Genomic DNA, 19,039 nt, shown 5'->3' with positions numbered 1-19,039 from the left:
CGCCTTGAGCGCAAAGACTGGTCCTGCGACGGACGGGAGCAAACCGACTTAGGTCTAGCAAACGACATGAAGGAGAATGACCCATGCGTATTCTGACAACCCTGACTGCGGCCACAGCGCTTGCAGGTTTCACGACAGCCGCCACAGCCGGTGGCCTGTCCCCTGAAATCATGGAAGCCCCCGTCGTGGCGGCCGAACCGGCACCCGCGCCCGGATCGTCCATCAACCCCGCCTTCATCGTCGTGGGCGTTCTAGCGGCCTTGCTGATCGCCTCGAGCAGTTCGAGCAGCGATGGTGACGGTGAAGGCACGACAAATCCTCCGCTCAATGGATTGCTCCCACCGATGGACGGCCCTGAGCAAACAGGCATGTAACCACTCGGCCTGACGCGAAATAAAGGCATCACACCCAATCTGACCGCGGCGGATATTCCGGCGCGGTTTTTATGTCGTAGCAACCCGCACCACCCGCGCGATACCCGACGGCAGACACACCTCTCAACCCCACGGTAGCAGGGGTCAGCAAGCACGCCACCCTTGATTGCAATGCGATGTAAACCTGCCGCAGCGCCGGTTTTTCGTGCGCTTTTGGGCAGGTCACGGTGCAATTCAAATTGACCGATTCATTTTCTTTCAGAACGTAACGGCAAGGCTGCGGATTAACCACGGCCCTGTCACCTGACCGTTTCATTTTACCGGAGTAATTCAAATGCGTATCCTGACAACCCTGACCGCCGCTGTGACGCTGGCCGCCTTCACCACCGCCGCCTCGGCCGGTGGCCTGTCCCCAGAGATCATGGAAGCCCCCGTCGTGGCACAAGAAGCAGCGCCCGCCGGATCGTCGATCAACCCCGCCTTCATCGTCGTGGGCGTGCTGGCCGCGCTGTTGATCGCTTCGTCGCTGGACGATGATGAGGAAGACGTGCGTCCGCGGCAAATCGAAGATACCTGCACTGCTTGCGACATCGCCTTCGAATAGTACCAAGTCATCGCCCTCGTGGCTACTGAACTGGACCACCCAAGCCACGCCGGAGCTTTCCAGCGTGGCTTTTTCTTGCATTGCAGCGTGACCGCCGCAAAACTCGCAGACAATCCACAGCATCCGCAGTGAAAGGAAACGGTATGCACCCTGTCAAAACAGCCCTCGCCGCGGCCCTGCTGGCGGTTCTTGCCTCCACCTCAGTCGCTGAAACCCAGCCCGCGCAGGTCATGGCCGCGCCCGTCGTCATGGACAACAGGGCCCCCGCAGGCTCTTCGCCCGCGGTCACCTATGTGGTGATCGGAGTGCTGGCGGTATTGCTGATCGGCGCAGCTTTGCAGATGGAGGACAGCCAGCGCAGGCTGCGGGATTTCGACCCGACAGAGACAGAGTAACCGCGCGCCTTTCGGGTCTCAGGTCTGGGGCACGGGGGCGGCTGATCCATGCGCCTTTTGCCGCGACACCAGCACCGCCAGCGGCAAGGTCGCCAGCAACAGTCCCGCCACGACCAGAAACGCGATCCGCAGCCCGAACGCATGGCTCATCAGCCCCATCAGCGTGGGCGCGAAAAAGAACCCCGAAAAGCCGATCACGGCGGTCCGGCTGATCGCTTCGGTGCGCAGGTGCGGCGGCACCAGCTTGCCCACCAGCGCCAGCCCCATCGGCCCGATCACCGACACGCCCAAGCCAAGGATGCCGAAACCGATATAGGCAACCACCGGCGTCGGCGCGAGTGCGGCAATGACGGCCCCGCTGGCCGACAGGATCGACGCGCCAAAGACGACCTTGACCTCGCGCAGGCGTTCGGCAACGGCCTGTCCCGAAAACCGGCCAAAGGCCATCGTCAGGCCCAGCATCGCAGGCCCCAATGCGCCTTCGGCAGCCCCGCCCCCCAGTGTGCGTTCGACATGCAGCGCCGACCACGCCTCGACCGTGGCCTCGGACATGAAAGCGATCAGCACGATCCCCCCGCAGAGCAGGATCGGCCAGAGCGGATAGCGGCCTTTGTAGCCGTCCTCGGCCGCGACATAGGTCACGTCCATCCGCACGAAGGGCATGAGGCATAGCGCAAACAGCGCAAAACCCGCAAAGACGGGCGCAGGCGGCACCCCCGCCTCGCGCGTGACGCCCACGATCAGGGCGGCACAGGCATAAGCGACCGAAAACATCGCATGGTTGGCGTTCATCAGCGGGCGTTTATGCGCGGCCTCGAGTTCGCTGACGCGCGCGTTCATCACCACGTCCAAGAGGCCCGAGGCCAGCCCCACCAGCGCCATCGAGGCCGCAAAGACCATCGGATGCGTGATCTGCGACGGCAAAAGCCACGCGAACGCCAGCGCCGCGATCGCCGCCTGCATCGACCGCGCGCCCAGCCAGCGGTCAAGCTTTGGTGCCAGCCACATCGCGGATACAAGCCCCGTCGCCGACCCCAACAGCAGCGTGCCGAACAGCGCATCCGACGCCCCGAGCTGCGCCTTGATGACAGGCACATGGGCGGCAAAACAGCCCCAGAAAACGCCCACGACGACAAAGGCGGTGGCGGGACGGCGGGACAGAATCAAGGCGCTGCGAATAGACATGGCGCCATGCGTGACGACCAAAATTTCCCAAAGCAAGTTTCAAATCGCGCGCCTGTCGCGGCAAAGGGCGTCACATGGGTCCAGACCCATGCCGCGGGCGGCAAAAACACCTTTTCAAACAGGCAAAACCCCCTTATAGGGCGGGCTTCATCGGGCTCGGACACCCTTGGAGGCGGGCCCCATAACCTAAGGACTATTACTATGGCTGGACAGATTCCTGATCTGAACGCCAAGGTACGCGCGGGGACAGGCAAGGGGGCCGCCCGCCAAGCTCGCCGTGATGGCGAAGTACCTGGCATTGTTTATGGTGGCGGCGTTGACCCGCAATCCATCAGCATCCCTTTCAACTATCTGCTGACGACCCTGCGCAAGGGCCGTTTCATGTCGACCCTCTTCAACCTCAAGGTTGAAGGTCAGGACGACGTGCGCGTGATCTGCCGCGGTGTGCAGCGTGACGTGGTCAAGGATCTGCCGATCCACATCGACCTTTTGCGCCTCAAGCGCACCAGCCGCGTGAACCTGTTTATCCCCGTTGAATTCATCAACGGCGACACATGCCCCGGCATCAAGAAAGGCGGCGTTCTGACCGTCGTGCGCAACGAAGTCGAGATGGACGTGCTGGCAGGCGATATCCCTGACCACCTGACCGTCGATCTGGCGAATGCCCAGATGGGCGACGTCATCCACATCAGCGACGTCACCCTGCCCGAAGGTGCCAAGCCTGTCATCGACCGGAACTTTGTCATCGCCAATATCTCTGCGCCACGTGGCCTGCTGGCTGTCGACGATGCCGAAGAAGCAGAAGCAGACGCCGAATAATCGGCCCTGCAGCGACGTAATTGGGGCACCCTGCGGGGTGCCCTTTTTCATGCGCGGGGTCTGGCGCGCCACTGCAACGCCCTTTAGGTTAGCCGCATGAAATTACTTGTAGGCCTTGGCAATCCCGGCGCGAAATACGCGCAGAACCGGCACAACATCGGCTTTATGGCGATGGACCGGATCGCAGCCGATCACGGCTTTTCGCCGTGGCGGTCCAAGTTTCAGGGGCAGATGTCCGAAGGCCGGTTCGGGTCCGAGAAGGTCACGCTGCTGAAGCCCGAAACCTTCATGAACCTGTCCGGCCAGTCCGTGGGCGAGGCGATGCGCTATCTCAAGCTGACACCTGCCGATCTGGTCGTGTTCCACGATGAAATCGACCTTGCCCCCGGCAAAGTGCGACTGAAAACCGGCGGCGGACATGCGGGGCATAACGGCCTGCGCTCGATCCACGCGCATATCGGGCCGGACTATGACCGTGTGCGCTTGGGCGTCGGCCATCCGGGGCACAAGGATGCCGTGCCGGGTTACGTGCTGCATGATTTCGCCAAGGCCGATCTGGATTGGCTCGACGACGAGATGCGTGGCATCAGCGACGGTATCGCGCATCTGGTCGCAGGCGACGGCGCGCGGTTCCTGAACGCCATCGCGCTGCGCACGGCGCCACCACGGTCGTCCACCAGCGCGCCCAAACCGGCCAAGGCCCCTGCGCCGGAACCGGACCCCGCACCCGACACCCGCAGCGCCATGGCGCGGCTGATGGACAAGTTCCGGTGACAGCCGCCGCCATCAGCGCGGCTTTTGCCACGCAAGCGGCGGCCTGCGACAATCTGGGATCGCCGTTCATGGGGCGGCTGATGCGACTCTGCGCCACCCAAGGCTGGCCTGACGGGGCTGTCACAGACCGCATCTACGGCTGGTCCGGCGATCTTGGACCCAGCGGCCAGTCGGTGCCGCTGCGGTTGGCGGGCGCGCTGCATGCGCTGCACTTGCAAGGCAATGCCACGCTGGCACAGGTCTATCCACCACGCTGCACTGACGATGTGACCCTTTGGGCGGCAGTGGCAAAGGTGCTGGTCAGCGAAGAGGCCGCCATCCTGCGCTGGCTCGACAGCCCGCCACAAACCAACGAGGTGCGGCGGTCCGCCCCCCTGATCGCGCTTGGGCATTGGCTCGCGGACCGCTACGCCTTACCTCTGCGGTGCAGTGAGCTGGGCGCAAGCGCGGGGCTAAACCTGCATTGGGACGATTACGCGCTGGAGATCGGCGGCCAGCATTTCGGACCTGCGACCCCTGCCCTGACGCTGGCCCCCGACTGGACCGGGCCCTTGCCACCTGCCGCACGGCCACAGGTCAGCGCGCGCGCAGGCGTTGATCTGAACCCGCTCGATCCGCGCGATCCTGACGACACCTTGCGCCTGCAAGCCTATCTCTGGCCGGATCAGCCTGATCGGCTGGCGCTGACACAGGCCGCGATGGCCAATGCGCGCACGCCCATCGCCAAGGGTGACGCCATCGATTGGCTGTCAAACCGCCTTGACCATCACGCAGGGCAGACCCATCTGGTCTATACGACCATCGCCTGGCAGTATTTCCCCGCCGCCGTCCAGGCACAGGGTGCCGCCATGATCCATGCTGCAGGCCAGACCGCGCGCAAGGATGCGCCGCTTGCGTGGTTCGGGATGGAACCCGATGGCGCAGGTCCGGGCGCGGCGCTGACGCTCAGGCTTTGGCCCGGCGACTTGACCTTTGCGCTGGGGCGCGCAGATTTTCACGGACGGTGGGTTCACTGGACCCCCGACCAGACAACCAAGAAAGACTGACCCATTGGAAAAAGACCCGTCCTTCAACGTCCTCGGCAGCGCGCTTGCCACCTGCTCGACAGCCCCCATGACCGGCTTTTTCCGCAACGGTGCCTGCGACACCTGCGCACAGGACAACGGCAGTCACACGGTCTGCGCCGTGATGACAGACGAATTTCTGGCCTTTTCAAAATATGTCGGCAACGACCTGTCCACGCCGCGCCCCGAATTCGGTTTTCCGGGGCTGAAGGCGGGCGACGGCTGGTGCCTGTGCGCGGGGCGTTTCCTGCAGGCGCATGAGGAAGGCTGCGCGCCACAGGTTAACCTGCATGCCACCCATGTGCGCGCTCTGGATATCGTGCCGATCGATGTGTTGCGACAGCACGCGCTGCCGTTCGACTAAAGCCTCATCTTCCGAGCATAAATATCCCCGCCGGAGGCAAAAAGTTTTTCTGCCTCCGGTGCGGCGTTAGGCCTTCATATCGAACCCGAGATGCTTGGCCACGGTAAAGATATCCTTGTCGCCGCGTCCGCACATGTTCATCACCAGCAGATGGTCGGCAGGCAGGTCCGGTGCGATCTTCATCACATGGGCCAGCGCGTGGGATGGCTCCAGCGCGGGAATGATCCCTTCAAGCGCACAGCAGAGCTGGAACGCCTCCAGCGCCTCGACATCGGTGATCGAGACGTATTTCGCGCGGCCGATATCATGCAACCACGCATGTTCCGGCCCGATGCCGGGATAGTCCAGACCCGCCGAGATCGAGAACCCTTCGAGGATCTGCCCCACGTCATCCTGCAACAGATAGGTGCGGTTGCCATGCAGCACGCCGGGGCGGCCGCCGGTCAGTGACGCGCAATGTTCCATCTTTTCATTGACGCCTTTGCCACCGGCCTCGACCCCGATGATATTGACGTCCTTATCGTCAAGGAACGGATAGAACAGCCCCATCGCATTCGACCCGCCACCGATGGCAGCGATCAGCGTGTCGGGCAGACGGCCTTCGGCCTCTTGCATCTGGACCTTGGTTTCCTGCCCGATGATGGCTTGGAAATCCCGCACCATCGCGGGGTAAGGGTGCGGCCCTGCCACCGTGCCGATGCAATAGAACGTGTCGCGCACATTGGTCACCCAGTCTCGCAGGGCATCGTTCATCGCATCCTTCAGTGTGCCACGGCCGGATGTGACGGGAATCACCTCTGCCCCCAGCAGTTTCATGCGGAACACGTTGGGTGCCTGCCGTTCGACATCATGTGCACCCATGTAGACCACGCATTTCAGGCCGAATTTCGCACAGACGGTCGCCGTCGCCACCCCGTGCTGGCCCGCGCCGGTTTCAGCGATGATCCGGCTTTTGCCCATGCGGCGGGCAAGGATGATCTGGCCCAGCACGTTGTTGATCTTATGCGCGCCGGTGTGGTTCAGCTCGTCGCGTTTCATATAGATCTTCGCACCGCCCAGATGGGCTGTCAGCCGTTCGGCATGATAGAGTGGGCTGGGGCGACCGACGTAATGGGTCCACAGATGATGCATTTCCGCCCAGAAGGTCGGGTCGGTCTTGGCATGTTCGTATTGCTCTTCCAACTCCAGGATCAGCGGCATCAGGGTCTCGGACACGAAACGCCCGCCGAACTGGCCGAAACGGCCTTTTTCGTCGGGGCCGGTCATGAAGCTGTTGAAAAGATCGTTGGCCATAGGACACCTGTTGTTTTGGGTTGGGACAGACCTAACGCCCCTTGCGGGGGAGGTAAACGCCTAACGCAAGGCGGCACAAAACGCCGCAATCAGCGCGGCATTCTTGACGCCGGGGGCGGATTCGACGCCAGAGGACACATCGACCTGCCGCGCGCCTGTCAGTGCCACAGCTTCGGCCACATTGGCAGGCGTCAGCCCACCGGCCAGCATCCACGGCACCGGCCAGCGCCGCCCCGCGATCAGCCGCCAGTCAAAGGCCAGACCATTGCCACCGGGCAGATCGGCATCCATGGGCGGTTTGGCATCGACGAGCAGCTGGTCCGCCACCTGCGCGTAAGTCTCAAGCGCTGCCAGATCATCCGGCCCCGCCACACCCACGGCCTTCATCACGGGCAGGCCATAGCGCGCCTTGACCTCGGTCACCCGGGCGGGTGTCTCTGATCCGTGCAGTTGCAGGATATCGACGGGCACCTGCGCCAGCAGCGCGTCCAGCTGCGCGTTATCGGCATTCACCACCAGCGCGACCTTGGCCACACCCGCAGGCACAGCAGCGGCAAGGGCAGCCGCCTGCGCCAAAGTCACGTTACGGGGGGATTTTTCAAAAAACACCAGCCCGACATAGGCCGCCCCCGCCTGCACCGCAGCATCGAGCATCGCCGCATCACGCAGCCCGCAGATCTTGACCCGTGTTTGCAGTGACATCAGCGCGTGTTTTCCAGCAGCGCCAGCACGTCATCATCCGATTTCGCCCCAACCGAGGCGGTGCGCATCTGTTGCAGTTCCTGCCGCAGCGCCTCGACCTCGCGGGATTTGGCGCGGGCATCGGCGCGGATGCGGTATTCGCGCACCCATTCCCAGAGGAACCCGATGGCAAGACCCGCGCCCACGCCGATGAAGATCACCACGAACAGGGGCAGTGTCACATCGGGCGCAATCCCCAGCAGATCGCTGAGCCATGCGGGCATGGCGCGGACAGTCACGGGGTCGCGGTTGGCCAGCCCGATCAGAATCAGGCAAAGCGCAACGATGGCCCAAAAGGCATAGCGGATAGTCTTCATCGGACCCTCTTACTGACCGTTCAGACGGTCGCGCAGCAGTTTGCCCGTCTTGAAGAACGGCACGTGTTTTTCATCGACTTCGACCGCTTCGCCAGTGCGCGGGTTGCGGCCCAGACGGGGATCGCGCTTTTTCACAGAGAACGCGCCGAAGCCGCGCAATTCGACGCGGTTGCCCTGCGCCATCGCATCTGTGATCCGGTCAAAGATGGTGTTGACGATCTTTTCGACGTCCCGCTGGTAAAGATGCGGATTTTCATCGGCAATTTTCTGGATCAGTTCCGAGCGGATCATGGCAGCATCCTTTGGTTTGGCAGTACGCAGACAGACGCGATGCCCCAAACTATAGAAACAAAGACCGGATACGGAAAGCACGGCTTTCGTCGGTTTTGCAGTTTTTTGCCGCAAAGCGCCTGAATTTACAGGGAAGTTTGGCGGTTTTCCGCCACGGCGTTGCAGCATCCGCTGTGCCGCATCGCAGCAAACGGTCTCCGATTCGTCCCTGCCCAAACGAAAGCCCCGCCGCAATCGCTTGCGACGGGGCTGAACTTGCAATCTGGGATGGTATTAGTCGCGCTTGAGCGCGGCACCCAGAATGTCGCCCAGCGAGGCACCGGAATCCGAGGAGCCGAACTGTTCGACGGCTTCTTTTTCTTCCGCGATCTCGCGTGCCTTGATCGACAGGCCCAGCTTGCGGGTCTTGCTGTCGATGTTGGTCACGCGCACGTCGACCTTGTCACCGACGCCGAAACGCTCGGGGCGCTGTTCGGCACGGTCACGCGACAGATCGGAACGACGGATGAACGACTTCATGCCTTCGTATTCGACCTCGATGCCGCCGTCTTCGATCTTGGTGACTTCGACGGTGATGATCGAGCCGCGCTTCACGCCGCCAATGGCATCTGCGAACGGATCACCGTCCAGCGCCTTGATCGACAGGCTGATGCGTTCTTTTTCCACATCAACTTCGGCAACCTTGGCCTTGACCACGTCACCCTTGCGGAAATCGCCGATCACGTCTTCGCCACGGCCATCCCATGTCAGGTCGGACAGGTGGACCATGCCGTCGATGTCGCCGGGCAGGCCGATGAACAGACCGAATTCGGTGATGTTCTTGACTTCGCCTTCGACCTCGGTGCCCTCGGGATGGGTTTCTGCGAACACTTCCCATGGGTTACGCTGTGTCTGCTTGAGACCAAGCGACACGCGACGCTTTGCGCTGTCGATTTCCAGCACCATGACTTCGACTTCCTGAGAGGTCGAAACGATCTTGCCGGGGTGGACGTTTTTCTTGGTCCAGGACATCTCGGACACGTGGACCAGACCTTCAACGCCGGCTTCCAGCTCAACAAATGCGCCGTAATCTGTGATGTTGGTCACGCGGCCCTGATGGACCGACCCAAGGCTGAACTTGGCTTCGACGGCATCCCATGGATCGTCCTGAAGCTGCTTCATGCCCAAGGAAATGCGGTGCGTTTCCTTGTTGATCTTGATGACCTGCACCTTGATCGTCTCGCCGATGGCAAGGATCTCGGATGGGTGGTTCACGCGGCGCCATGCCATGTCGGTGACGTGCAGCAGGCCGTCGACGCCGCCCAGATCAACGAAGGCACCGTATTCGGTGATGTTCTTGACCACGCCGTCCACTTCCTGACCTTCGGTCAGGTTGCCGATGACTTCGGCGCGCTGTTCGGCACGCGATTCTTCGAGGATCGCACGGCGCGACACAACGATGTTGCCCCGACGACGGTCCATTTTCAGAATCTGGAACGGCTGCTTCATGTTCATCAACGGGCCTGCGTCGCGCACGGGACGCACGTCAACCTGGCTACCTGGCAGGAACGCGACAGCGCCGCCCAGATCCACAGTGAACCCGCCTTTGACGCGGCCAAAGATCGCGCCGTCAACGCGCTCTTCGTCAGCATAGGCTTTTTCCAGACGATCCCAGGCTTCTTCGCGGCGGGCCATTTCACGGGAAATGACGGCTTCGCCACGGGCGTTTTCGACCTGACGCAGGAACACTTCGACAGTGTCGCCGACTTTGATATCAGGGGCTTCGCCGGGATTTGCGAATTCTTTAAGATCGATACGGCCTTCCATCTTGTAGCCGACATCGATGATGGCCTGGCCCGCTTCGATCGCGATCACCTTGCCTTTGACGACAGACCCTTCTGCGGGTGTGTCCATTTCGAAGCTTTCGTTCAAGAGTGCTTCAAACTCGTCCATTGTATTTGCCATGTGGCGTCGTTTTCCTAACGTTTGGTTTTATACGGGCCGAGCGGTTGTCTCCGCCGGTCTTTGGGTTTCGATTTGGTCGCGGGCCGATGCGAATGTAAAACAACAGGGCCGGTGCTTACCGACCCCGCTCTAGTCTCACGTTCGCGCCTGTTATCGGCGCTTCAACAGGGCGGCGTATAGGGGGGTTTGGCCAGTGAAGCAAGCAGTTTTGCCGCTTAGAACGCGCCAAGCGCGTCCTGCACAGCCGTGAAATAGGCGCCAACCTGCGCCCCGTCGACAAGCGCGTGATGCACCTCGAGCGTCATGGCCATATCGGAGCGTTCGCCATGATCGACGATCCGGCCCCATGTGACGCGCGGGATGCAATCCTGCGGCCCCGGCAGCGCATTGGTGATCGCGGTGTAATCGAGCCACGGCATGCAGGACAGATAGGCCAGATCGTCGCGTTCCCCGTCATTGGGCGCCAGATCAGCCCCCGCAGCGGTCCGGTCGATCAGCGCCTTGGCCTGCCGGTCGAAGCTGTCGAAATCCGCGACAAACGGCACATAGGCATAGCCGAACGATCCCGCCTGCGTCGGCACAGTCATCGACAGGGTGATCATGTCATGGCGGACAACGTCATCGCCGCGAAACCGCATGCAAAGTTCCGGCACCGCATGAAGGCCCGCACCAATCGCATGCAGGCAGGCGCGGTAAGGCGACAGCCCCGCAGCCTTGCGCGCCATCACGGCGCTCACATCAAGGCGCGAGGTCACGGCATAATGCGGGCGGTCATAGGTCCGGAAGAACCGGAACTGCGCAGCCCGCGGCCATGTCGCCAGATCGACCGGATGGCTTGGCATCAGCCACGCGCCGCGGCGACAACCGCGATCGCCTCTGCCACGGCCTGATCGACCGTCATGTCCGAGGTATCAATCAGCACCGCATCCGCTGCCGCCGCCAAGGGGGCTGTCGCGCGGCCTGCGTCGCGCGCATCCCGCGCCTGCACATCCTCGAGCACGAATTCCAGCGTGGTCTCTACACCCTTGTCGCGCAATTCCTTGAACCGGCGTTCGGCGCGGCACTGGGCCGAGGCGGTGACAAACAGCTTCACCTGTGCGCCAGGACAGACCACCGTGCCAATATCGCGGCCATCCAGCACAGCCCCTTCGGGACGCGTGGCAAACCCCCGCTGGAAGGCCGTCAGCGCATCGCGCACAGCCGGGTCGGTGGCCACGCGGCTGGCCGCCTGCGCCACATCCGGTCCGCGCAAGGCGTCGCTGTCCAGATCATCGGGGTCGAGCGCCTGCGCTGCCGCCACAGGATCATCTCCCGCCAGCACACGCGCGCCCACAGCACGGTAAAGCAACCCCGTATCCAGATGCGCGAACCCGAAATGCGCCGCCACCGCGCGCGAGATCGTGCCTTTGCCCGCCGCCGCAGGTCCGTCAATGGCGACGGTAAAGCTCATGCGCTGATCCGCGCGATGGCGGCACCCAGATCATTCATCAGCGGCTCGAAGATCGGGAAAGACGTGGTGATCGGTGCGGCATCATCCACGGTGACAGGCTTTTGCGCGGCCATCCCCATGACCAGAAACGCCATCGCGATCCGGTGGTCGAGACGGCTTGCCACCGTCACACCACCTGGCACATTGCCATGGCCCAACCCGGTGACACGCCACCAGTCAGGGCCTTCGTCCACGGTGACACCCGCAGCCCGCAGCCCCTGCGCCATGGCGTCGATCCGGTCGCTTTCCTTGACACGGAGTTCCTTGACGCCGGGCATGTCTGTCACGCCTTCGGCAAAGGCCGCGACCACCGACAGCACCGGATATTCGTCGATCATGCTGGCGGCACGTTCTGCCGGCACGGTGATCCCGCGCAGGTCGGGCGAATACCGCGCGCGCAGATCGGCCACAGGCTCGCCGCCTTCAGTCCGCAGGTTTTCGAATGTCAGATCGGCGCCCATGTCCTGCAAGGTGGTGAACAGGCCTGCGCGCGTCGGGTTCAGCCCGATATTGGGGACCAGCACGTCCGACCCGGGCACGATCAGCGCCGCACAAACCGGAAACGCCGCCGAGGACGGATCGCGCGGCACCACGATATCCTGCGGCTGCAATTCGGGCTGGCCTGTCAGGGTGATGACGCGGCCTTCCTCGGTATCTTCCACGGTCAGCGTCGCGCCGAACCCCTGCAACATGCGCTCTGTATGATCGCGCGTCGCCTCTTTCTCGATCACGACGGTCTGGCCGGGGGCGTTCAAGCCCGCCAGCAGCACCGCCGATTTCACCTGCGCCGACGGCACCGGAACGACATACCGCACAGGCACCGGATCGGCGGCGCCCACCAGCGTCATCGGCAACCGCCCCCCCGCGCGACCCACCGACCGCGTGCCGAACAGCGCCAAAGGATCAGTCACGCGCCCCATAGGACGGCCATTCAAGGACGCATCGCCGGTGAAGGTCACGGTGATCGGCGTGGTCGCCATCGCCCCCATAATCAGGCGCACGCCGGTGCCGGAGTTGCCGCAGTCGATCACCTGATCGGGTTCCGCAAAGCCGCCTACGCCGACCCCGCGCACCGACCATTCGCCGCCGCCGTGGTCGGTCACTTCCGCCCCGAAAGCGCGCATGGCCTTGGCGGTATCCAGCACATCATCGCCTTCCAAGAGGCCGGTGATCCGCGTCTCGCCCACGCACATCGCGCCAAGGATCAAGGACCGGTGCGAGATCGACTTGTCGCCTGGCACATGGGCCTCACCCTGCAAGGGGCCACAGGCGCTGGACATCATCGGAATGGGGGTCGCATGGGATGACATGAAAACTTCCTTGGTGTTTGCGCCCCCTGATACCGCAGTGCGCACAAAGGGTCCATCACGGCCCCCATCGTTCGAGCATAAATATCCCCGCCGGAGGCCTAAGAGTTCTTAAACCCTGACGAAGGTCAGGTAATGCGGCACACGGCCTTCGCGCAGCGCCTTTTGTTCATAGCGTGTCGAAATCCAGTCAGACCAAGGCTTGCGCCAGTCGGCAGGGGTTTCAGCCAGCCAGTCAAAACCTTGGCGCGGCACCTCTTCCAGCGTCTGGCGGACGTAGTCGGGAATATCGGTGGCCACGCGCAGCACGGCCCCCCGCTTCATCACGCGGTGCAGGGGTGCCAGATGTTCGGGCGTCACAAACCGGCGGCGATGGTGGCGTTTCTTGGGCCAGGGATCGGGATAGTTCAGGAAAGCGCGGGAAATGGACGCGGCAGGCAGCACGTCGAACAGATCGCGCACATCGCCGGGATGCACGGCAAGGTTTTCGACCTCCGCCTTGCGGATCTTGCCCAAAAGCATCGCCACACCATTGATGAAAGGCTCTGCCCCGATGATCCCGATGTCGGGATAGGTCTGCGCCATATGCACCAGATGCTCGCCACCACCAAAGCCGATTTCAAGCCAGACATCCTTGCCCGGAAACAGCGCATCAAGATCAAGGGGGGTGCGGTCGGGGTTGGCCTCCCAACTCACCGGACCGGGCGACAGGGGCTCAAGGTCGTTTTCAAGGTAATCGTGCTGGCTTGCGCGGATCGTCTTGCCACGAAAGCGGCCGTAGAAATTGCGCCATGGTGCGCCGGAAGGGTGATGTGTCTTGGTCATGCGGCGGCGTGTAGCAATCCCGCCGCCGCATGGCAATCTCAGTAAGGTGGGTCTTGACCCACCTTACTTGTCAGACAGCGCGCTTGAGCGCCTCGACCAGATCGGTCTTTTCCCAGCTGAACCCGCCGTCGGCCTCGGGTGCGCGGCCGAAATGGCCGTAGGCCGCGGTGCGCGCATAGATCGGGCGGTTCAATTGCAGATGTTCGCGGATGCCGCGCGGCGTCAGGTCCATGACCTGTGCGACCGCACGTTCAATGGCGGCAGGATCAACCTCGCCCGTGCCATGTGTATCGGCATAGATCGACAAAGGCTGCGCCACGCCGATCGCATAGCTGAGCTGGATCGTGCAGCGTTCGGCCATGCCTGCGGCCACCACGTTTTTCGCCAAATAGCGCGCGGCATAGGCGGCGGACCGGTCCACCTTGGTCGGGTCCTTTCCGGAAAACGCGCCGCCACCATGTGGCGCAGCACCGCCATAGGTATCCACGATGATCTTGCGCCCTGTCAGACCGGCATCGCCGTCAGGACCGCCGATGACAAAAGTCCCCGTGGGGTTGACCCACCATTTGGTCGCGTCGGTGATGAACCCTTCGGGCAGGACCTCGCGGATATAGGGCTCCACGATGGCACGGATATCGGCGCTGGTCTGGCTTTCGAACTGGTGCTGGGTGGACAGCACGATCGAGGTCACCTCGACCGGTTTGCCGCCTTCGTAACGCACAGACACCTGGCTTTTCGCATCAGGGCGCAGGGTGGGTTCCTGACCCGATTTGCGCACTTCTGCCAGACGGCGCAGGATCGCATGGGCATACTGGATCGGTGCCGGCATCAGCGCGTCGGTTTCGGTGGTGGCATAGCCGAACATGATGCCCTGGTCGCCTGCCCCTTCGTCCTTGCCTTCGGCCGCATCGACGCCTTTGGCGATATGGGCGGACTGGCCGTGCAGCAGGTTCGTGATCTCGCAGGTGGCGTGATGGAATTCGTCCTGCTCGTACCCGATATCCTTGATCGCAGCGCGCGCGATCCCGTCGATCCGGCCCATGAAATCGGCAAGTTTCGATTTGTCCGACAGACCGACCTCGCCCCCGATGACAACGCGGTTGGTGGTGGCGAAGGTTTCGCAGGCGACCCGCGCTTGCGGCTCTTCGGTCAGGAAGGCATCCAGCACCGCGTCGGAAATGCGGTCGCAGACCTTGTCCGGGTGCCCCTCGGAAACGGATTCCGAGGTGAAGATATAGTCTTGTCTTGCCATGGGGACGTGCTCCGATATGAAAAACCTGTCACGCCAGGAAGCCGTTGTGACAGAACCAGCCACCCGTCTAGGGTCTGGCCAAGGTGGCGTCAATCGCTATTGCGTTTGCGGTTAATGACGCAGATCGCGATGCCCAGCAGCAACAACAGGCCAACCGGCCAGTCGCCCACAGCCGTATAGGGCGGGGCTGCGCGTACGGCGGGCAGCGGCGTATCCAGCGCCCCGTCTACCCCCAACGGCAGCGAGGCCGTGATGCGGCCCTCTGCGTCGATCATCGCGGAAATGCCGGTATTGGCGACGCGCACCATCGGCAGCCCTTGTTCGATAGCGCGCAGCCGCGCTTGGGCCAGATGCTGATGCGGGCCTGCCGCCTCTCCGAACCAGCCATCGTTGGTGATCAACAGCAACAGGCGTGGGCGGTCGGGGCCGGTCACGATTTCTTCGGCAAAGATACCTTCATAGCAGATCAGCGGCACGGCCAACCCGATCCCGGGGATCGCCACAGGACCCGGCACGGTGCCTGCGGCAAATCCGCCACCGTCGGTCGTGGCCAGCCCGCGGATGCCGAACCGCCCCAATGTGTCGCCAAAGGGGATGTATTCGCCGAACGGCACCAGATGCTGCTTGTCATAGGTGGCGGTGACATTGCCGCCCTGTTCCATGACGACCAAAGAGTTGAAGAACCGCCCCGCGCCGTCCATCCGCTGCACGCCAAAGACCAAGGGCGCACCACGCGCGGCACCGTCCAAGAGGCTCAGATCGTCGATGATGTAATTGAGCAGGTAAGGCACCGCCGTTTCAGGCCAGACGATCAGATCAGGCCGGTCGCCCTGCCCTGACAGTTCCACCAGCCGGTTGACGAATTGCTCGCGATACACGGGGTCCCATTTGAGATGCTGCGGCGCATTGGGCTGCACCAGCCGCACGACAGGCGCGTCATCCGCGATCTGTGGTGCAGGGCCGGGCCGCAAAAGAACTGCGACCAGTAGCAACGCCAGCAGTGCCGCACCGCCCGACCACCACGCCCGCCGTGCGATGCGTGCAAGGGCCAGCGCCGCCAGCAGCGTGATCGCTGTCAGCAGATGCGGCCCGCCGATACCGCTGGCCTGCGCCATCCATGTCGGCACCCAGATATGGCCCAGCAGCGCCCAGGGAAACCCGGTCAGGATCAGGGACCGTGTCATCTCGACCGCGACCAGCAGCAAAGCCAGCATCATCTGGCTGCGTGGCGCGATGCGGGTGGCAAGCCAGCCTGCGACAGCCCAGAACAGGGCCGCGCCAACCGCCATCAGCACCAATGCGAAAGGCGCCATCCAGCCGTGGCGGGCGGCATCCACCAGAAACGGCTCGACGATCCAGCGCAGCGCGAAAGCGAAATAGCCAAGACCGAAAAACCAGACCCGCCATGCTGCGATACGGGCGCCCGCGACGTCACGGTGCAGTATCAGCAGCACGGCCAATGCGGCAATCGTGGCGGGCCACAGATCAAGCGGCGCCTGCCCCAGCGCCGCGATCACGCCCAGCGCGAAAAGCGCGCCAAAGCGCGCCCAGCGCGGCAGCCTGTCAAGCATCGCGGGTGGTGTTCAGACGCACGCGCAGCCGCTTGATACGACGGGGATCGGCATCGACGACCTCGAATTCGGGGCCGTCGGGGTGCTGGATCACCTCGCCACGCGCGGGCAGATGGCCGGACAACATCGTGACCAGACCGCCCAGAGTGTCGATCTCTTCCTCGTCGATATCGTCATGGTCGGTCAGGTTCATGCCGATCTCGGCCTCGAAATCCTCAAGGTCGGTGCGGGCCTGCGCCAGATAGACACCGGGTTTTTCCATGATCCAGCTTTTTGCCTCAGCCACGTCGTGTTCATCTTCGATCTCGCCCACGACCTGTTCGATCAGGTCCTCGATCGTCAGAAGCCCGTCGGTGCCGCCATATTCGTCGATGACAAGCGCCATATGGATGCGTTCGGCCTGCATCTTTTGCAGCAGCACTCCCAGCGGCATGGAGGGCGGAACGAACAGCAAGGGGCGCAGCATGTCGCGCAGGTCCAGTTCTTCCGTCCCGCCGTTGAAGCCATAGCGCAGCGCGAAATCCTTGAGGTTCGCGATGCCGACAGGCGTGTCGAGCGTTGTATCATACACCGGCAGACGGGTCATGCCGCTGTCGCGAAAGGTATTGACCAGTTCATCCTTGGTGATGGTCAGCGGGACGGCGACGATGTCGGTTTTCGGGACCGCCACATCCTCGACCCGCATCCGGCGCAGGTTCAGCATCCCAAGCACAGTGGGTGCGGGCGCTGACAGGCTTTGCGCGGTATCGCTTTTGCTTTCTGTTGAAGCCTTGGGTCCGAACCCAAGTCCAAGTCGGGCCAGAAGGCCCGGTCGTTCCTCTGTCTGGTCCTGCTGCGCGCTTTGCGCTGCGCTAGAAGAACCGTCGCCTTGATCGCCCATTGTGTCCTTTTCCATGAGGCGGCTTGCCCCGTTCAGTCCCTATATGGGTTATCGATACCCATCTTGCCAAGTATCTCGACCTCTAAACCCTCCATCAGGGTGGCATCAAGGTCACGCTCATGGTCAAAACCCAACAGGTGCAGGGTGCCATGCACGAGTAAATGCAGACAATGATGAACGAATTGTGACCCTGCGGCCTCGGCCTCGCGCAGGCAGGTGTCATAGGCGATGGCGATATCGCCAAGCTCGGCGTCCATCACCGGATCAGGCGCAAGCGGCAGTTCGCCGGCCATGGCGGGCGCGCGTTCATCCGATGGCCAGCTCAGCACGTTGGTGGGCTGGGGTTTGCCGCGAAAATCCGCGTTCAACGCGGCGATGCGCGTGTCGTCACAGGCCAGAACCGCAATCTCGAACACCGATGGTTCCAAGCCCAACCGGTCAAGCACCGCATCGCTGGCCTGCTGCGCCAGCGCGTCGATATCCACCGCCGCCCAGCGCGGGTCTTCCACCACGACATCGACGGTCACTTTTCGGCATCCGCCTCGTAAGCTTCGATGATCGCGGCGACCAGCGGGTGGCGCACCACGTCTTTCGAGGTGAAATAGTTAAAGCTGATCTTGGGGATATGCTTTAGCAGGCGTTCGGCATCCCAAAGCCCCGAATTCACCCCGCGCGGCAAGTCGATCTGGGTACGATCGCCCGTAATCACCATGCGCGAGCCTTGCCCCAGACGGGTCAGGAACATCTTCATCTGCATGGTGGTCGCGTTCTGCGCCTCGTCCAGCACGACAAAGGCGTTCGACAGCGTGCGCCCCCGCATGAAGGCCAAAGGCGCGATTTCGATCACCTTTTCCTCCATCATCTTGGCGGCCTGCTTGCCGGGCAGAAAATCGTTCAGGGCGTCATACAATGGCTGCATGTAAGGATCGACCTTGTCCTTCATGTCGCCGGGCAGATAGCCCAGTTTCTCGCCCGCCTCGACGGCAGGGCGCGACAGGATGATCTTGTCGACATGGCCGTTGATCAGCATGTTCACGCCAACCGCGACGGCCAGATAGGTCTTGCCCGTCCCCGCAGGGCCGATGCCAAAGGCCATTTCATGATCGAACAGTGCCTTCACATAGGCCTTTTGCGCATCAGTGCGGGGTTCGACCAGTTTCTTGCGGGTCTTGACCTCGACCCGCGCGATTTCGCCCTTGAACAGTTCGATCTGGTCGGCAGGCCCCGGCGTGCTGGCAAGGCCCATCCGCAATTCGCGGTCGATATCGCCAGCATCCAGCGACCGGCCCTGTTCAAGCCGCTGATAGAGCGATTTGAGCACTTCGAGCGCGTCCTGACGCGGCCCCTGTTCCCCGATCACGGCCAACAGATTGCCACGGCGCAGGATCTGCACACTCAGCTTGTCCTCGATGGTGGTCAGGTTGCGGTCGTATTCGCCGCAAAGGTCGATCAACAAGAAGTTGTCGGGGAATTCCAGAACGGATTCTGTGATATCGTCGGCAGGCGGGGTCAGTGCACCAGTGGCCAAACGGTTCTCCTCTGAGTCTATA

22 protein-coding genes and 1 riboswitch are annotated in these 19,039 nt (G+C 62.7%); of the genes, 7 read left to right on the top strand and 15 right to left on the bottom strand.

Annotated elements, in window-relative coordinates; all coding sequences use genetic code 11:
* Positions 1-83: 83 nt before the first annotated feature.
* The 3 genes from VCK47_RS15790 to VCK47_RS15780 all read left to right on the top strand — a co-directional run bounded on the left by VCK47_RS15790 (position 84) and on the right by VCK47_RS15780 (position 1,373).
* Complete coding sequence (locus VCK47_RS15790; RefSeq protein WP_322891539.1) at positions 84-374, top strand: hypothetical protein; 291 nt, start codon at positions 84-86, stop codon at positions 372-374.
* A gap of 334 nt (positions 375-708) precedes the next feature.
* A complete protein-coding gene (locus tag VCK47_RS15785; RefSeq protein WP_322891540.1) occupies positions 709-978 on the top strand; it encodes a hypothetical protein in 270 nt (89 codons plus the stop codon).
* 143 nt (positions 979-1,121) lie between these two features.
* Positions 1,122-1,373, top strand: a complete 252-nt coding sequence (locus VCK47_RS15780) for a hypothetical protein (protein WP_322891541.1) — start codon at positions 1,122-1,124, stop codon at positions 1,371-1,373.
* A gap of 18 nt (positions 1,374-1,391) precedes the next feature.
* Here the strand turns inward: VCK47_RS15780 and VCK47_RS15775 are convergent, their stop codons facing one another.
* Entirely contained in the window at positions 1,392-2,558 is a 1,167-nt protein-coding gene (locus tag VCK47_RS15775; protein ID WP_322891542.1) for an MFS transporter, read from the bottom strand.
* A 201-nt stretch (positions 2,559-2,759) separates the two neighbouring features.
* Here VCK47_RS15775 and VCK47_RS15770 point away from each other — a divergent pair, with 201 nt between their 5' ends.
* The 4 genes from VCK47_RS15770 (at position 2,760) to VCK47_RS15755 (ending at position 5,579) form a co-directional block, all read left to right on the top strand.
* A complete protein-coding gene (locus VCK47_RS15770; protein WP_322891543.1) occupies positions 2,760-3,377 on the top strand; it encodes a 50S ribosomal protein L25/general stress protein Ctc in 618 nt (205 codons plus the stop codon).
* Positions 3,378-3,473: 96 nt separating this feature from the next.
* Positions 3,474-4,151: an aminoacyl-tRNA hydrolase gene (gene pth, locus VCK47_RS15765; protein ID WP_322891544.1), complete on the top strand. Its 678-nt coding sequence runs from the start codon at positions 3,474-3,476 to the stop codon at positions 4,149-4,151.
* Complete coding sequence (locus VCK47_RS15760; protein ID WP_322891545.1) at positions 4,148-5,197, top strand: DUF2332 domain-containing protein; 1,050 nt, start codon at positions 4,148-4,150, stop codon at positions 5,195-5,197. Before pth ends, VCK47_RS15760 begins: the two co-directional genes overlap by 4 nt.
* Before the next feature lie 4 nt (positions 5,198-5,201).
* Positions 5,202-5,579, top strand: coding sequence for a DUF2237 domain-containing protein (locus tag VCK47_RS15755; RefSeq protein ID WP_322891546.1), 378 nt, complete (start codon positions 5,202-5,204; stop codon positions 5,577-5,579).
* A gap of 66 nt (positions 5,580-5,645) precedes the next feature.
* On the opposite strand, the gene trpB is transcribed toward VCK47_RS15755, so the two are convergent.
* The 14 genes from trpB to VCK47_RS15685 form a co-directional block, all read right to left on the bottom strand.
* Positions 5,646-6,872, bottom strand: a complete 1,227-nt coding sequence (gene trpB, locus VCK47_RS15750) for a tryptophan synthase subunit beta (RefSeq protein WP_322891547.1) — start codon at positions 6,870-6,872, stop codon at positions 5,646-5,648.
* 60 nt (positions 6,873-6,932) lie between these two features.
* A complete protein-coding gene (locus tag VCK47_RS15745; protein ID WP_322891548.1) occupies positions 6,933-7,574 on the bottom strand; it encodes a phosphoribosylanthranilate isomerase in 642 nt (213 codons plus the stop codon).
* The gene (locus VCK47_RS15740; protein WP_322891549.1) at positions 7,574-7,930 is read right to left on the bottom strand and encodes a LapA family protein; all 357 of its coding nucleotides are present in this window, start codon (positions 7,928-7,930) and stop codon (positions 7,574-7,576) included. Before VCK47_RS15740 ends, VCK47_RS15745 begins: the two co-directional genes overlap by 1 nt.
* Before the next feature lie 9 nt (positions 7,931-7,939).
* Positions 7,940-8,221, bottom strand: coding sequence for an integration host factor subunit beta (gene ihfB / locus VCK47_RS15735; protein ID WP_322891550.1), 282 nt, complete (start codon positions 8,219-8,221; stop codon positions 7,940-7,942).
* Between the two features lie 273 nt (positions 8,222-8,494).
* A complete protein-coding gene (gene rpsA, locus VCK47_RS15730; protein WP_322891551.1) occupies positions 8,495-10,165 on the bottom strand; it encodes a 30S ribosomal protein S1 in 1,671 nt (556 codons plus the stop codon).
* Positions 10,166-10,380: 215 nt separating this feature from the next.
* Complete coding sequence (locus VCK47_RS15725) at positions 10,381-11,007, bottom strand: CatA-like O-acetyltransferase (protein WP_322891552.1); 627 nt, start codon at positions 11,005-11,007, stop codon at positions 10,381-10,383.
* Complete coding sequence (locus VCK47_RS15720) at positions 11,007-11,615, bottom strand: (d)CMP kinase (RefSeq protein WP_322891553.1); 609 nt, start codon at positions 11,613-11,615, stop codon at positions 11,007-11,009. Before VCK47_RS15720 ends, VCK47_RS15725 begins: the two co-directional genes overlap by 1 nt.
* Positions 11,612-12,964, bottom strand: a complete 1,353-nt coding sequence (gene aroA / locus VCK47_RS15715) for a 3-phosphoshikimate 1-carboxyvinyltransferase (RefSeq protein WP_322891554.1) — start codon at positions 12,962-12,964, stop codon at positions 11,612-11,614. The genes VCK47_RS15720 and aroA overlap by 4 nt, the downstream gene beginning before the upstream one ends.
* Before the next feature lie 108 nt (positions 12,965-13,072).
* Entirely contained in the window at positions 13,073-13,786 is a 714-nt protein-coding gene (trmB, locus tag VCK47_RS15710) for a tRNA (guanosine(46)-N7)-methyltransferase TrmB (RefSeq protein ID WP_322891555.1), read from the bottom strand.
* Positions 13,787-13,856: 70 nt separating this feature from the next.
* Positions 13,857-15,038 carry a methionine adenosyltransferase gene (gene metK, locus VCK47_RS15705; protein ID WP_322891556.1) on the bottom strand — a complete coding sequence of 394 codons (1,182 nt, stop codon included), beginning with the start codon at positions 15,036-15,038 and terminating at the stop codon, positions 13,857-13,859.
* 7 nt (positions 15,039-15,045) lie between these two features.
* A riboswitch (SAM-SAH riboswitch) is annotated at positions 15,046-15,094 on the bottom strand.
* A gap of 33 nt (positions 15,095-15,127) precedes the next feature.
* The gene (gene lnt / locus VCK47_RS15700; protein ID WP_322891557.1) at positions 15,128-16,609 is read right to left on the bottom strand and encodes an apolipoprotein N-acyltransferase; all 1,482 of its coding nucleotides are present in this window, start codon (positions 16,607-16,609) and stop codon (positions 15,128-15,130) included.
* Positions 16,602-17,504 carry a hemolysin family protein gene (locus VCK47_RS15695; protein ID WP_416236684.1) on the bottom strand — a complete coding sequence of 301 codons (903 nt, stop codon included), beginning with the start codon at positions 17,502-17,504 and terminating at the stop codon, positions 16,602-16,604. The genes lnt and VCK47_RS15695 overlap by 8 nt, the downstream gene beginning before the upstream one ends.
* 17 nt (positions 17,505-17,521) lie before the next feature.
* The gene (gene ybeY, locus VCK47_RS15690) at positions 17,522-18,016 is read right to left on the bottom strand and encodes an rRNA maturation RNase YbeY (protein ID WP_322891558.1); all 495 of its coding nucleotides are present in this window, start codon (positions 18,014-18,016) and stop codon (positions 17,522-17,524) included.
* Positions 18,013-19,017: a PhoH family protein gene (locus VCK47_RS15685; RefSeq protein ID WP_322891559.1), complete on the bottom strand. Its 1,005-nt coding sequence runs from the start codon at positions 19,015-19,017 to the stop codon at positions 18,013-18,015. Before VCK47_RS15685 ends, ybeY begins: the two co-directional genes overlap by 4 nt.
* Between the last annotated feature and the right edge of the window lie 22 nt (positions 19,018-19,039).

The sequence above is a fragment of the Yoonia sp. 72 genome (genome assembly GCF_034652275.1).
Classification (GTDB): domain Bacteria; phylum Pseudomonadota; class Alphaproteobacteria; order Rhodobacterales; family Rhodobacteraceae; genus Yoonia.
This window is presented reverse-complemented; position numbering and strand designations above follow the sequence as displayed.

Excerpts from the sequence above, each read along its gene's own strand:
- VCK47_RS15790 (WP_322891539.1), top strand. The coding sequence starts at position 84 with ATGCGTATTCTGACAACCCTGACTGCGGCCACAGCGCTTGCAGGTTTC.
- VCK47_RS15785 (WP_322891540.1), top strand. The coding sequence starts at position 709 with ATGCGTATCCTGACAACCCTGACCGCCGCTGTGACGCTGGCCGCCTTC.
- VCK47_RS15780 (WP_322891541.1), top strand. The coding sequence starts at position 1,122 with ATGCACCCTGTCAAAACAGCCCTCGCCGCGGCCCTGCTGGCGGTTCTT.
- VCK47_RS15775 (WP_322891542.1), bottom strand. The coding sequence starts at position 2,558 with ATGTCTATTCGCAGCGCCTTGATTCTGTCCCGCCGTCCCGCCACCGCC.
- VCK47_RS15770 (WP_322891543.1), top strand. The coding sequence starts at position 2,760 with ATGGCTGGACAGATTCCTGATCTGAACGCCAAGGTACGCGCGGGGACA.
- pth (WP_322891544.1), top strand. The coding sequence starts at position 3,474 with ATGAAATTACTTGTAGGCCTTGGCAATCCCGGCGCGAAATACGCGCAG.
- trpB (WP_322891547.1), bottom strand. The coding sequence starts at position 6,872 with ATGGCCAACGATCTTTTCAACAGCTTCATGACCGGCCCCGACGAAAAA.
- VCK47_RS15745 (WP_322891548.1), bottom strand. The coding sequence starts at position 7,574 with ATGTCACTGCAAACACGGGTCAAGATCTGCGGGCTGCGTGATGCGGCG.
- VCK47_RS15740 (WP_322891549.1), bottom strand. The coding sequence starts at position 7,930 with ATGAAGACTATCCGCTATGCCTTTTGGGCCATCGTTGCGCTTTGCCTG.
- ihfB (WP_322891550.1), bottom strand. The coding sequence starts at position 8,221 with ATGATCCGCTCGGAACTGATCCAGAAAATTGCCGATGAAAATCCGCAT.
- rpsA (WP_322891551.1), bottom strand. The coding sequence starts at position 10,165 with ATGGCAAATACAATGGACGAGTTTGAAGCACTCTTGAACGAAAGCTTC.
- VCK47_RS15725 (WP_322891552.1), bottom strand. The coding sequence starts at position 11,007 with ATGCCAAGCCATCCGGTCGATCTGGCGACATGGCCGCGGGCTGCGCAG.
- VCK47_RS15720 (WP_322891553.1), bottom strand. The coding sequence starts at position 11,615 with ATGAGCTTTACCGTCGCCATTGACGGACCTGCGGCGGCGGGCAAAGGC.
- aroA (WP_322891554.1), bottom strand. The coding sequence starts at position 12,964 with ATGTCATCCCATGCGACCCCCATTCCGATGATGTCCAGCGCCTGTGGC.
- trmB (WP_322891555.1), bottom strand. The coding sequence starts at position 13,786 with ATGACCAAGACACATCACCCTTCCGGCGCACCATGGCGCAATTTCTAC.
- metK (WP_322891556.1), bottom strand. The coding sequence starts at position 15,038 with ATGGCAAGACAAGACTATATCTTCACCTCGGAATCCGTTTCCGAGGGG.
- lnt (WP_322891557.1), bottom strand. The coding sequence starts at position 16,609 with ATGCTTGACAGGCTGCCGCGCTGGGCGCGCTTTGGCGCGCTTTTCGCG.
- VCK47_RS15695 (WP_416236684.1), bottom strand. The coding sequence starts at position 17,504 with ATGGAAAAGGACACAATGGGCGATCAAGGCGACGGTTCTTCTAGCGCA.